Origin of the sequence: Streptomyces bauhiniae, from assembly GCF_004784475.1 — a bacterium.
Lineage (GTDB): Bacteria > Actinomycetota > Actinomycetes > Streptomycetales > Streptomycetaceae > Streptomyces > Streptomyces seoulensis.
Genome location: NZ_SRRT01000004.1, coordinates 264,974 through 277,307 on the forward strand (window position 1 = coordinate 264,974; position 12,334 = coordinate 277,307).

The window sequence follows — 12,334 nt, forward strand, 5'->3', positions numbered from 1 at the left end:
TGACCGCTCATGTCCGCACCCGCGTCCCCGCCGGTCGTCGTCGACGCCGAGCCGCTCCCCCGGCAGGAGGAGGTCCTCACCGGCCCGGCGCTGGACTTCCTCGCGGAGCTGCACCGCCGGTTCACCCCGCGCCGGAACGAACTCCTGGCCCGCAGGGCCGAGCGCCGCGCCGAGATCGCCCGTACCGGCACGCTGGACTTCCTGCCCGGGACGGCGGACATCCGCGCCGACGACTCCTGGCGGGTGGCCCCCGCGCCGCCCGCGCTGCAGGACCGCCGGGTGGAGATCACCGGCCCGACGGACCGCAAGATGACGGTCAACGCCCTCAACTCCGGCGCCAAGGTCTGGCTCGCCGACTTCGAGGACGCCTCCTCCCCCACCTGGGAGAACGTGATCCTCGGCCAGCTCAACCTGACCGACGCCTACGCCGGCCGCGTCGACTTCACCGACGCCCGCACCGGCAAGTCGTACGCGCTGCGCCCGCAGGAGGAACTGGCGACGGTCGTGATGCGACCACGCGGCTGGCACCTGGACGAGCGGCACCTCAAGGGGGCCGACGGGGAGCCGATTCCGGGCGCCCTGGTCGACTTCGGCCTGTACTTCTTCCACAACGCCGCCCGCCTGCTGGAGCTGGGCAAGGGCCCGTACTTCTACCTGCCGAAGACCGAGTCCTACCTCGAAGCCCGCCTGTGGAACGACGTGTTCGTGTTCGCACAGGACCAACTCGGCATCCCACAGGGCACGGTACGGGCCACCGTCCTGATCGAGACGATCACCGCGGCGTACGAGATGGAGGAGATCCTCTACGAACTCCGCGACCACGCCTCCGGGTTGAACGCGGGACGCTGGGACTACCTGTTCTCCATCGTGAAGAACTTCCGTGACGGCGGGCCGGAGTTCGTGCTGCCGGACCGCAACCTGGTCACGATGACAGCGCCGTTCATGCGCGCGTACACCGAACTCCTCGTCCGCACCTGCCACAAGCGGGGCGCGCACGCGATCGGCGGGATGGCGGCCTTCATCCCGTCCCGCAAGGACGCCGAGGTCAACAAGGTGGCGTTCGAGAAGGTGCGGACGGACAAGGACCGCGAGGCGGCCGACGGCTTCGACGGCTCCTGGGTGGCCCACCCGGATCTGGTGCCGATCGCCATGGAGTCCTTCGACAAGGTGCTCGGCGACCGCCCGCACCAGAAGGACCGGCTGCGCGAGGACGTCCACGTGGCGGCGGCCGACCTGATCGACATCGGCTCGCTGGACGCGAAGCCGACGTACGCCGGGTTGGTCAACGCGGTGCAGGTCGGCATCCGGTACATCGAGGCGTGGCTGCGCGGGCTCGGCGCGGTGGCCATCTTCAACCTGATGGAGGACGCGGCCACCGCCGAGATCTCCCGCTCGCAGATCTGGCAGTGGATCAACGCGGGCGTCGAGTTCGAGAACGGCGAGCGCGCCACCCCCGAGCTGGCCCGCCGGCTGGCGGCGACCGAGCTGGAGGCGGTGCGGGCGGAGATCGGCGACGAGGCGTTCGCGGCCGGTCACTGGCAGGAGGCGCACGACCTGCTGCTGACGGTGGCGCTGGACGAGGAGTACGCCGACTTCCTCACTCTTCCGGCCTACCGGCACCTCACCGGCTGAACGCGCTCACTGCTCGGAGGGAGCGGGCTTGTCGGAGTGCCCGAGCGACCGCTCCGGCGCCACCCGGTCCCGCACCAGCCGCTTCACCGCCGTGGGCTCGGGAAACCCCTGCTCACGGCGGTCCCACACCGGCTCCCCGTCCACCCGGACGACAAAGACGCCCCCGGTGCCCGGCTTGAGCGCAAGAGCCTCCAGCTCGGTCTCGAAGGTGGTGAGCAGCTCCTGCGCCAGCCAGGCCGCGCGGGGCAGCCAGCGGCACTGGGTGCAGTACTCGATCTCGACTCGGTGACTCACAAAGATCCCTTCATCCCAGGTGTACCGACCAGTCCTGTTCCGCCGCCGGACGTCCGTGCAGGTCGGGGACGCGCTTGAGCCAGTCCGGGCGTCCCCGCTGGGACCGCTCGGCACGGGCGGCCTCCTCGGCGGCGAGTTCCGCCCGGTCGGGGAAGTCGGTGGGCAGCCACTCGGCGGAGAGTCGGGCGCGGGCCAGCAGATGGTCGACGTAGGCGGCGCGGGCCTCGTCCGGGCCGGCGAAGGCGGGGTCGTCGGTGAGCCAGGCGTCGGGCACCTCGGCGAGGATGCCGCGCAGCAGCTCCTCGGTGACCTTGGGCGCCAGCTCGGCGTCGGCGGCGCGCACGTCGGGGCCGTACTGGCCGAGCGCGTGGTGGCGGAAGTCGTACTTGCGGCCGGGGTTCGTGGTGTCCCAGCGGTGGTGGAAGACGAGGGCGGCGCCGTGGTCGATGAGCCACAGGCGCGGGGGCGCGGTGCCGAAGGTCGGCCAGACCATGAGGTTGGAGCTGTGGACGGTGCGGTCCACGTTGGCGGTGAGCGCGTCCAGCCAGACGATCCGGCCCGCCTCCAGCGGCTCCACGGGGAAGTGCCGGGCGATCTCGGGGGTGAGGTCGCGGGCGCCCGGCAGGTAGTCCATGCCCAGGTTGACGCCCGCGCTGGCGCCGTGCAGGTCGCGCACCTCCTGGTGCGGCTCGTCGGCGGCCACGGCAGGGTCGAAGTGCACGAGCACCAGCTCGGGAAAGCGCAGGCCCAGGGCGCGGGCCAGCTCGCCGACGATCACCTCGGCGACGAGCGCCTTGCGGCCCTGCGCGGAGCCGGTGAACTTCACGACGTACGTCCCCAGGTCGTCGGCCTCGACGACGGCGGGTACGGAGCCGCCGGTGCGCAGCGGCTCGATGTAGCGGGTTGCGGTGACCTCGGTCAGCATTCACCCAGGTTATGCGATCGCACCGGCCCGCTCCCGGCCCTGGAGAGAGGACCCCGTTACCCGGCGTCGCCCTCCCGCAGCGGGTTCGGCAGGGGCAGGTAGCGGGCGTCCGCCCCGTCCGCGCCGGTCCAGCGGAGCAGCAGGTTGGTCTTGCCGGGCAGGGCGGGCGCGGTGAGCAGGGCCGGTATCTCCGGGAGCGGGTGGCGGGACAGCTCGGCGCGGACGGCCGGCCAGGGGTCGAGGCCGGGGTGGGCCTCGGCGAGGGCGGCGGCGATCTCGGTGAGGTGGTTGACGAGGAGGCAGTACACCAGCCGCTCCCACCCGGCCTCCCGGCTCACGTCGGACAGCAGCTTGGCGCCCTCGGCGTCCCGGAACAGCGCCTGCACGGGCATTCCGGCGGCGTCGACGGCGACCAGGGTGTTCTGGAGGTGCGCCTCCAGCACCACCCCGTGCTCGTCGAAGGCGCGGAGCGCGGGCGGGACGACCTGGCGCAGATACGCGGCCCACCAGGCGTGCGGATCGGGGGCGGCAGCGAGCGGGCTGCCGTCGAAGCCCTCGGCGAGCCCGGCCGCGAGCAGGGGCGTGGCGCCGGGCAGGAGGTGGCCGCGCAGGCCGTCGCGGACCAGGACGGCGAGTTCCTCGAAGGCGAACGCGGCCGTGCGGTAGCCACGGTCGCTCAGCCAGGCGGCGGGCGGCCCCATCGCGGCGAAGGCTTCGCGGGCCGCGGTGTCGGTGCGGTCGAGCTTCTCCAGGTCGTGGCGCCACAGCCGGCGGATGTCGTTGGTGATGCGGACGTCCAGACTGAACTTGAGGAACAGGTCGCGGTCGGGCTCGTACACCGTGCGCACGGCGGCCGTCGGCCAGACGACGGACTCGGTGGTGCCGAGCCGGATCAGGCGCCGGTCGGCGAAGGCGGGGGCGAGGTCGCGGGCGAGGAGGTCGAGCTGCCAGGGGTGGGCGGGCAGCAGCCGGTAGCCGGGCGGTGCGGTGCCGAGGGCGTCCAGGGCGCTGGTGTCGCCCTCTTCTGCTACCTGGTCCTCGCGGACGCCGAGCAGCGTCAGCGGGAACCGGGCGTGCGCCTCGGGGGCGTACGGCAGCCAGGCCGCGACCGGGCCGCCGCCGCGCGCCTTGGGCGCCGGGTGGTGCGGGTGGCCGGTGATCAGCGACTGCTCGGAGCGCAGATACGGGTCCTCGGGGGCGAGGGTGCGGGCGCGGGCGCGGGCGGCCAGAAGGGCGGCGACGGTGTCGCGGCTGTCCAGCATCTCGGCGGGCAGGTCGTCGTTGGGGAGCCCGGTGTGGGCGCGCAGTTCCTCGGCGACGAGTTTGACCAGTTCGGCGTGGGTGAGCGAGTGCCAGGCGCCGTCCGCGCGCACCTCGGGGTCGGCCGGGCGGCGGCCGGGGCGCACCCGGAGCAGCCGGCCGGTGCCAGGCAGCCGGTACTCGGGCCGGTCCCCGCTCGCCGGGACCGGCCGGGCCACCTCGCGGAGCAGGCAGTTGAGCAGCGGTGCCGAGGCGTAGGCGTCGGCGCGCCGGGCGGCGTCGGTCGGGGGGTTGAGGTCCACGGGTTCCACTCGTTCTCGTCGTGCTGTGGCCGGTCCGGGGGGCCGACCGTGCTCCGTAAGTCTGCGGTATCCGACAATCGTGCCCTGAGCTGCCAGTCCCCGAGGAGCCGACCGTGTACCACTCCCCCACCGCCGAGGCCGAGGTCGCCGAGGAGCTGGCCGCCGTCCGGCCCGCCCTGCGCGACCGCTATACGGCCGCGCTGCCGGGAGCCCGCGCGGCGGTGCTGACCCGGCTGTGGCGGGCGCTGGCGCACGAGCCGCTGCCGTGGGTCGCGTCCCGGACGCCGGGGGCGCACGGGCTGACGGTACGGCTGGCGGACGGCCGCGCGCTGCACGGTCCGCCCTCGGACCCGTACGCGACCGGCGACCGCGTTACCGAGGTCCGCCTCGACCGGGATCGATACGCGGACCCCGCACGGCTGATGACGGACCTCGCGGTGCCGCACGCGGCCGCGTTCGCCGCCGAGTTGGCGAACAGCGTGACCTCGCTGGCGCTGTCCCGCGCCGACGCGGCGGAGCCGGGCGCCGGGTGGCCGGAGCGGGACTGGGAGTGGGAGCAGCGGGTGGTGGACGGTCATCCCTTCCACCCCAACTGCCGTTCCCGGCCCGGCTTCTCGGTGGCCGACCAGTTGGCGTACGGGCCGGAGCACCGGCCGGTGGTGGAGCTGGGCACGGTGGCGGTGCCGACGGGCGAGTGCCTGGTGTCGGGCGAGTGGCCGGCCGAACTCCGTTCCGGTGAGGACCTGTTGCTGCCGGTGCATCCCTGGCAGGCGGCACATGTGCTCAAGCGGACCGCCGAGCCGTGGCGTACGGCGCATCCGCTGATGTCGCTGCGCACGCTGGCGCTGCCCGGCGGACCGCATGTGAAGACCGCGCTGAGCGCCCGGCTGACCTCCTCGGTGCGGGACATCTCCGCGTACTCGGTACGGGCGTCGGCCGCGCTGTCGGTGCTGGCGGCGGAGCTGGTCGGCCGGATGGAGGGGCTGCTGGAGGTCACGCACACGATCGGCGCGGCCACGGCCCACTCGCCGGATCTGGCGGTGCTGCTGCGCGAGTCGCCGGAGGCGTACCTGGCTCCGGGCGAGCGGGTGCTCCCGGTGGCCGCGCTGGCCACCACGGCACTGCCCCGATCGCCGGGCTGGCTGGCCGCGTTCACCCGGCTCGCGCTCACGGCGGGCCTGCGCCTGCTGGACCTCGGGGTCGCGCTGGAGGCGCACGGCCAGAACCTCCTGGTGGTGCTCGCGCCGGACGACACCCCGCTGCGGCTGATCTACCGCGACCTGGCCGATATCCGCGTCAGCCCGGCCCGCCTCGCCCGACACGGCATATCCGCCGCCGAGTTGACGGGACGGCTGGTCACGGACGACGAACTCGCCCTGCGGCGCAAGCTGTTCGGCTCGCTCGTCGGCGGCGCGCTCGCGGCGACGGCCGGTTCGGGCCCGGCGCTGGGTGCCGCGCTGCGGGCCGCGCTGCCGGATCTGCCCCGTACGCCCGACCTGGCCGCGCTGTGTGAAAATCCGCTGCCCGTCAAGGCGTTGACCCTGATGAGGCTGTCTCCGGAGACTCCCGGCGACCTGTGGACGGAGCTGCCGAGCCCGTTCGTTTTGGAGCCCGCCACCTACGATCAATAAGATCCGCCGATGATCAGAAGACAACGGCTGGCGGCGGGCGTCTGTGCCCTGCTCGCCGCCCTGGCGGCCGGGATCGCGTGTCCCGGCGGGGCCGCAGCGGACGAGACCGAGCCGCAGCCCGCTCCGAAGGTCGAACTCGTCCTGGATGTCAGCGGTTCCATGCGGACCCGGGACATCGACGGCGGCACCCGGATGGCGGCGGCCAAGCAGGCGTTCAACGAGGTGCTCGACGCGACGCCCGAGGAGGTGGAGCTGGGCATCCGCACCCTGGGCGCCAACTACCGCGGCAACGACCGCAAGGAGGGCTGCAAGGACACCGAGCAGCTCTATCCGGTGGGCCCGCTGGACCGCACCGAGGCGAAGACCGCCGTGGCCACCCTCGCACCGACCGGCTGGACCCCCATCGGCCCGGCGCTGCTGAAGGCGGCCGACGACTTCGGGAACGGTGACGGCACCCGCCGGATCGTCCTGATCAGCGACGGCGAGGACACCTGCCAGCCCCTCGACCCGTGCGAGGTGGCCCGCGAGATAGCCGCCAAGGGCATCGGCCTGACCATCGACACCCTGGGCCTGGTGCCGGACGCCAAGACCCGTGACCAGTTGAGCTGCATCGCGGACGCCACCGGCGGCACGTACACCTCCGTGCAGCACAAGGAGGAACTGACGGACCGGGTCGGCCAGTTGGTCGAGCGGGCCGCCGATCCGGTGGTGACGCCGGTGGCCACCGAGGGCACCGACGCCTGCGCCGGGGCCCCCGCGCTCAAGTCCGGTCTCTACACGGACCGCGAGGAGTTCGGCAAGCAGCGCTGGTACAAGGTCGACGTCCAGCCGGGCCAGGAGCTGCGCGCCTCGGTGAGCGTCGCCGACGACCGCGCGACGAACCCCAACTATGGTGTGCTGCTGCGGGCGGTGACCCAGCAGGGCCGTGAGATCGTCCGCGGCGAGGGCGCCGGAACGGGCCGTACCGACGCGATCTCCACCGGTCTGCGCTACCCCAAGCCCGACTCCGATGACGACGACGCGACCCCGGAGACGGTGTGTCTCCAGGTGACCAACTCCTTCTCGGCCAGCGCCGGTGTGAAGACCACGCCGGGCATGCCGCTGGAGCTGACGGTCGACGTGGTGGACGGTCCCTCGGCCGCCTCCGACGTGGCCTCCTTCGGCCTCGGCCGGGGCTGGTGGCTGCTGGCCGCGCTGGTGCTGACCGGTTTCGTCGCGGGTCTGCTGTGGGGCTGGCTGTCCCGCTGGCGGGTCGCGGTCTGGAGGACGAACTGATGCGTGCGATACGTGTGCTGAGCGCGGCCCTGCTGACGCTGGGCCTGGCCGCCGCCCCCGCCGCGGCCGACTCCTCCCCCTCCCCGAGCGCCTCGGCGGACGGCAAGGCCCCCACCCAGGCGGGCACGTCGTTCCGTACGGCGGCCGAGATGGACCAGGGCCGGACGGCCACCGCCTCCGCGTCCACCGGTGACTACCTGTACTGGTCGTTCCCGGCCGACACCGGGCAGCGCCCGACGGTCAAGGCGACGGTGAAGCTGCCGGGCACGCACGCCGCGCAGACCTGGCAGCTCGACGTCTACGACGGCCTGCGCCGCCACCAGTCCTGCCAGTACGGCGCGGCCACCCGCACCGCCGAACAGGGCACCGCCACCGTCGAACTGGCGTGTGTGCTGCGCACGGTGCGCGCCTGGTCCGAGCCGTGGGCCAACGACCCGCTGCCGGGCACCTATTACATCCGGCTGACGGTGCTGAACCTCGGCTCCGCCGACCTCGGCCTGCCGGTACGGGCCGAAGTCCGCGCGGACTCGAAGAACATCGGCGGCGCGGCGGCCGTGGACGGCTCGCTGGGCAAGCCGCTCGTCCCCGGCATCGCGGTCAAGTCCGATGCGGAGAAGGACGGTTCGAAGTCGGCCGTGCTCTCCGCGATCGAGCCGGACGACGGCTGGTCCTCGCACTGGTGGTCCAGCCGCTGGGTGTGGACCGCTGTCGGCGGTGTGCTGGCCGCGCTCGCGGGCATCGGCGGTTACGCGCTGACCCGGGGCCGGGGCCGCCCGGCGTACGTCCCACCGGGCGCCTGACCCTTCACGAAGGCCCGCCGAAACGGCGGGCCTTCGTCATTTCCGCGCGTCAATCCCGCAGCGCCTTGGCGAGGGCCCCGTCACCGGTCACCGTGACCCGCCCCGCCCGCACCGCGTCCGCGATCCCCACCTCGCCCCGGCACACCTCCGCGCAGGTCGCCGCGTCCATCACCAGCCGGGCATCGGCGGCCACCGGCGCCGGTCCGTGCCCGTACACCGGGCCGTCCTCCGCGCCGACGTACAGATGGAACTCGCCGTCCTCTGTGGCGACTTCAGTCACTCCGATCCCCAACTCCGCCGCGCCCAGCGCCGCCAGCAGCGGCAGTGCCGACCAGTGGGCGCGTACCGCGTCGGTGGGCCGCAGTTCGGCCAGCTCGGGGCTTCCCCACTCCCCCAGGGCGTGCAGCACGGGCAGCAAGTCCCGGCCGCGCGGGGTGAGTTCGTACACGTAGGCCGCGCCGGGCGGGGGCAGCTTCCGCCGGGCGGTGAGGCCGTCGCGCTCCATGTCCTTGAGCCGGGAGGCGAGGACATCCGTGCTCACGCCGGGGAGGTCCGCGTGCAGGTCGGTGTAGCGGCGGGGTCCGGCCAGCAACTCCCGGACGATCAGCAGGGTCCAGCGGTCCCCGACGAGGTCGAGGGCGCGGGCCGCGGAGCAGTACTGGTCGTAGCGTCGGCGAGGTGGCATGCGACGCAGTCTAGACATGTTGTTGGACTTTCCAAGCTCCTACTTGGTAAAACCAAGCAACACCAGTTACCGGAGGGGTTGCGGCGCATGGAGTTCCGGCAGTCGAACAAGCTCAGCGAGGTCTGCTACGAGATCCGCGGTCCGGTGATCCAGCACGCGGACGCGCTGGAGGAGGCGGGGCACAGTGTGCTGCGCCTGAACACCGGGAACCCGGCGCTCTTCGGTTTCGAGGCGCCGGAGGAGATCACCCAGGACATGATCCGGATGCTCCCCCGCGCCCACGGCTACACCGACTCGCGCGGTGTCCTCTCGGCCCGCCGGGCGGTGGCCCAGCGCTACCAGACCCTCGGCCTGGAGGTGGACGTCGACGACGTGTTCCTGGGCAACGGCGTCTCCGAGCTGGTCTCCATGGCCGTACAGGCGCTGGTGGAGGACGGCGACGAAGTCCTCATCCCGGCGCCGGACTTCCCGCTGTGGACGGCGGTCACCACGCTGGCCGGCGGCAAGGCCGTGCACTACCTCTGCGACGAGCAGTCCGACTGGGCTCCGGACCTGGCGGACATGGCCTCGAAGATCACCGACCGCACCAAGGCCGTGGTCATCATCAACCCCAACAACCCGACCGGTGCGGTGTATCCGAAGGAGATCGTCGAGGGCATCCTCGACCTGGCCCGCCGCCACGGCCTGATGGTGTTCGCGGACGAGATCTACGACCAGATCCTCTACGACGACGCCGTGCACCACTCGGCCGCCGCCCTCGCCCCCGACCTGGTCGTCCTCACCTTCTGCGGGCTGTCCAAGACCTACCGGGTGGCGGGGTTCCGCTCCGGCTGGCTGGTGGTCACCGGGCCCAAGCAGCACGCCAAGAGCTATCTGGAGGGCCTGACCATGCTGGCCTCCATGCGGCTGTGCCCCAACGCGCCCGCCCAGTACGCCATCCAGGCCGCGCTCGGCGGCCGCCAGTCCATCCACGAACTCACCGCGCCCGGCGGCCGGCTGTACGAGCAGCGGAACGTGGCCTGGGAGAAGCTGAACGAGATCCCCGGCGTCTCCTGCGTCCGCCCCAAGGGCGCGCTGTACGCCTTTCCGCGCCTCGACCCCAAGGTGCACAAGATCCACGACGACGAGAAGTTCGTCCTCGATCTGCTGCTCCGCGAGAAGATCCAGGTCGTCCAGGGCACCGGCTTCAACTGGCCGACCCCCGACCACTTCCGCATCCTCACTCTGCCCTACGCGGACGACCTGGAGGCGGCCATCGGCCGGATCGGGCGGTTCCTCAGCGGGTACCGGCAGTAGCTCCACCGGGGCGTTGTCAGTGCCCGGCCGTACGCTTCGAAGACCAGCAGCGGACCAGCATCGGGACCGGAGGGAGCATCGCGATGGCACGACCGCCCACCGCCGCACAGCGGCGCGTCATCGAGGGTGCCGATCCCGGCACCGGGCGGCTGCGGGGCACGGACGCCCAGCTCGCCGCGCTGGTCCGGCTCGGCCTCGCCTTCCGGCACCCCCGCCCGCCCCACGACCACTTCCTGACCCCGGCCGGCCACCGCCTGCGCGAGGCCGAGCCGGAGTCCGCTCCCGCCCCGGCCTCCGACTCCGCCGGTGTCTTCGCCGCGCGGGTCGGCGGCGCGGAGGAGATACCGGCCGGCCCCTCCCGAGCCCGCGAGGTGCGCGACGCCTGGCAGGGCCTGCTGGAGCTGCGCCGCATGACCAACCCCGACAGCGCCACCGACCGCCCCTGCGGCTGGGAACGCACCCACCTGGTCCGCGCCGCCGCCCTCGCCCTGGAGGCGGCCGGCCACCGGCCGGAGCACACGGACACCCCCGGCTACCGCGTCCGCGCGACCCCCCAGCCGGAGGCGGTCGCGGTGCACGGCCCGGCGCTCGCGGAGTACGCGACCACCCTGGAGGCGGCGGGCTGGCAGTGCGGCGAATACACCGAGGCCCGCACGAGAGCCCGCCACCTCCTGGCGTCCCCACGCCGGGTGTGAGACCTGGGGCCTGCCTTCCGGATCAGGTCGGCGTCGCGGGGTCTGGCACGCGCATCTGCGGCGTTGCATCTGCACGCACCAGACCCCGCTCGGGTCGGCCGAGAGGCGCCCGCCCCCGGCTGGAGCCGGCCTGATCCGGGAGACAGGCCCCGCGTCAGCCCTCCGCCAGCCGCCGCGCCTGCTCGCGGGTCGTCCGCGCGATCGCGTCCTCGTCCACGTGCAGCAGCACCCCGTCCGCCACGATCTGCCGGCCGCCCACGAAGGAGGCGGTGACCGGAGCGGGCGCGCCGAGCACCAGGGCCGCCACCGGATCGGCGATGGAGGCGTGGGCCAGGGTGTCCATGCGCCAGAGGACCAGGTCGGCGAGCTTGCCGGGCTCCAGGGAGCCGATCTCCGTGGCGCGGCCGAGGACTTGGGCGCCGCCGTAGGTGCCGAGGCGGAGGGATTGGCGGGTGGTGAGGGCGGATTCGCGGTGCGGGCCGAGGCGGGCGACGAGGAGGGCGTTGCGGAGTTCGGTGTGGAGTTCGCCGGACTCGTTGGAGGCGGTGCCGTCCACGCCCAGGCCGACCGGCACGCCCGCCGCCAGCAGGTCCGGCACCCGTGCGATGCCCGCCGCCAGCCGGGCGTTGGAGGACGGACAGTGGGCGACGCCGGTGCCGGTGCGGGCGAAGGCGGCGATGTCGGAGTCGTTCATGTGGACGCAGTGCGCCATCCACACGTCCTCGCCCAGCCAGCCGGTGGACTCGAAGTACTCGGTCGGGCCCATCCCGAACAGCTCGTGGCAGAACTTCTCCTCCTCCACCGTCTCCGAGCCGTGGGTGTGCAGCCGCACCCCCAGCCGCCGCGCCAGCTCCGCGCCCTGCTTCATCAGTTCGGTGGAGACGGAGAAGGGCGAGCAGGGCGCGACCGCGACCTGGGTCAGCGCGCCGAAGGAGGGGTCGTGGTGTTCGCGGACGGTGGCCTCGGTGGCGGCCAGCGCCTCGTCCAGGCTCTCCACCGCGAAGTCCGGCGGCAGCCCGCCGTCGGACTCGCCCCGGTCCATCGAGCCGCGGGCCAGGGTGAAGCGGACGCCGGTGTCGCGGGCGGCGCGCACGATCGCGCCGGACAGGTCGCCGGTGCCGCGCGGGTAGACGTAGTGGTGGTCCATGGCGGTGGTGACCCCGCCCCGGGCCATCATCGCCAGCGAGCCCCGCGCCCCCGCCGACACCATGTCCTCGTCGATGCGCGCCCAGGTCGGGTAGAGCGCGGTCAGCCAGTCGAAGAGGTTGTGGTCGGTGGCCAGGCCACGGGTGAGCCACTGGTAGAAGTGGTGGTGGGTGTTGACCAGGCCGGGCGTGGCCAGGTGTCCGGTGGCGTCGATTCGGCGGGTGACATCGGTGAGCCCCTCGGGGGCCGGACCCGCGCCGACCGACTCGATCCGGTCGCCCGCGAGGACAAGGTGCCCCGTGGCGTACTCGGTGTCGTCGGCGTCCACGGTGGCGATCGCGCAGTTCTCGATGACGATGCGCTCGGCTGGTGCCACGGTTCGTCCTTCGCTCT

At 73.1% G+C, this 12,334-nt stretch carries 11 protein-coding genes; 6 read left to right on the top strand and 5 right to left on the bottom strand.

Features of this window, described 5'->3' with window-relative positions; translation table 11 throughout:
• Nucleotides 1–9: 9 nt before the first annotated feature.
• Nucleotides 10–1,632: a malate synthase A gene (gene aceB, locus E5083_RS15145; RefSeq protein ID WP_135786211.1), complete on the top strand. Its 1,623-nt coding sequence runs from the start codon at nucleotides 10–12 to the stop codon at nucleotides 1,630–1,632.
• Between the two features lie 6 nt (nucleotides 1,633–1,638).
• On the opposite strand, the gene E5083_RS15150 is transcribed toward aceB, so the two are convergent.
• From E5083_RS15150 to E5083_RS15160, 3 genes are read right to left on the bottom strand one after another with little or no spacing between them, the layout of a single operon-like run.
• Nucleotides 1,639–1,926 carry an Rdx family protein gene (locus E5083_RS15150; protein ID WP_135786212.1) on the bottom strand — a complete coding sequence of 96 codons (288 nt, stop codon included), beginning with the start codon at nucleotides 1,924–1,926 and terminating at the stop codon, nucleotides 1,639–1,641.
• A gap of 10 nt (nucleotides 1,927–1,936) precedes the next feature.
• A complete protein-coding gene (locus E5083_RS15155; protein ID WP_135786213.1) occupies nucleotides 1,937–2,851 on the bottom strand; it encodes a HipA family kinase in 915 nt (304 codons plus the stop codon).
• Nucleotides 2,852–2,907: 56 nt separating this feature from the next.
• Nucleotides 2,908–4,422, bottom strand: a complete 1,515-nt coding sequence (locus tag E5083_RS15160) for an IucA/IucC family protein (RefSeq protein ID WP_135786214.1) — start codon at nucleotides 4,420–4,422, stop codon at nucleotides 2,908–2,910.
• A gap of 104 nt (nucleotides 4,423–4,526) precedes the next feature.
• Between E5083_RS15160 and E5083_RS15165 the strand changes: the two genes are divergently transcribed.
• From E5083_RS15165 to E5083_RS15175, 3 genes are read left to right on the top strand one after another with little or no spacing between them, the layout of a single operon-like run.
• Nucleotides 4,527–6,044, top strand: a complete 1,518-nt coding sequence (locus tag E5083_RS15165; protein ID WP_135786215.1) for an IucA/IucC family protein — start codon at nucleotides 4,527–4,529, stop codon at nucleotides 6,042–6,044.
• A gap of 9 nt (nucleotides 6,045–6,053) precedes the next feature.
• A complete protein-coding gene (locus E5083_RS15170) occupies nucleotides 6,054–7,319 on the top strand; it encodes a VWA domain-containing protein (RefSeq protein WP_135786216.1) in 1,266 nt (421 codons plus the stop codon).
• Nucleotides 7,319–8,119: a hypothetical protein gene (locus E5083_RS15175; RefSeq protein WP_135786217.1), complete on the top strand. Its 801-nt coding sequence runs from the start codon at nucleotides 7,319–7,321 to the stop codon at nucleotides 8,117–8,119. Before E5083_RS15170 ends, E5083_RS15175 begins: the two co-directional genes overlap by 1 nt.
• A 49-nt stretch (nucleotides 8,120–8,168) precedes the next feature.
• On the opposite strand, the gene E5083_RS15180 is transcribed toward E5083_RS15175, so the two are convergent.
• Complete coding sequence (locus tag E5083_RS15180) at nucleotides 8,169–8,804, bottom strand: winged helix-turn-helix transcriptional regulator (protein WP_135786218.1); 636 nt, start codon at nucleotides 8,802–8,804, stop codon at nucleotides 8,169–8,171.
• 87 nt (nucleotides 8,805–8,891) lie between these two features.
• Here E5083_RS15180 and E5083_RS15185 point away from each other — a divergent pair, with 87 nt between their 5' ends.
• On the top strand, nucleotides 8,892–10,100 hold the full coding sequence (locus E5083_RS15185) for a pyridoxal phosphate-dependent aminotransferase (protein WP_135786219.1): 1,209 nt from the start codon (nucleotides 8,892–8,894) through the stop codon (nucleotides 10,098–10,100).
• Nucleotides 10,101–10,183: 83 nt separating this feature from the next.
• Nucleotides 10,184–10,795 carry a hypothetical protein gene (locus E5083_RS15190; protein WP_135786220.1) on the top strand — a complete coding sequence of 204 codons (612 nt, stop codon included), beginning with the start codon at nucleotides 10,184–10,186 and terminating at the stop codon, nucleotides 10,793–10,795.
• Between the two features lie 154 nt (nucleotides 10,796–10,949).
• Here E5083_RS15190 and E5083_RS15195 read toward each other — a convergent pair whose 3' ends face one another.
• Nucleotides 10,950–12,317, bottom strand: coding sequence for an 8-oxoguanine deaminase (locus tag E5083_RS15195; RefSeq protein ID WP_135786221.1), 1,368 nt, complete (start codon nucleotides 12,315–12,317; stop codon nucleotides 10,950–10,952).
• Between the last annotated feature and the right edge of the window lie 17 nt (nucleotides 12,318–12,334).

Bases quoted from the DNA above. Each gene is read 5' to 3' on its own strand.
- aceB (WP_135786211.1), top strand. From the start codon at position 10: ATGTCCGCACCCGCGTCCCCGCCGGTCGTCGTCGACGCCGAGCCGCTC.
- E5083_RS15155 (WP_135786213.1), bottom strand. From the start codon at position 2,851: ATGCTGACCGAGGTCACCGCAACCCGCTACATCGAGCCGCTGCGCACC.
- E5083_RS15170 (WP_135786216.1), top strand. From the start codon at position 6,054: ATGATCAGAAGACAACGGCTGGCGGCGGGCGTCTGTGCCCTGCTCGCC.
- E5083_RS15175 (WP_135786217.1), top strand. From the start codon at position 7,319: ATGCGTGCGATACGTGTGCTGAGCGCGGCCCTGCTGACGCTGGGCCTG.
- E5083_RS15180 (WP_135786218.1), bottom strand. From the start codon at position 8,804: ATGCCACCTCGCCGACGCTACGACCAGTACTGCTCCGCGGCCCGCGCC.
- E5083_RS15185 (WP_135786219.1), top strand. From the start codon at position 8,892: ATGGAGTTCCGGCAGTCGAACAAGCTCAGCGAGGTCTGCTACGAGATC.
- E5083_RS15190 (WP_135786220.1), top strand. From the start codon at position 10,184: ATGGCACGACCGCCCACCGCCGCACAGCGGCGCGTCATCGAGGGTGCC.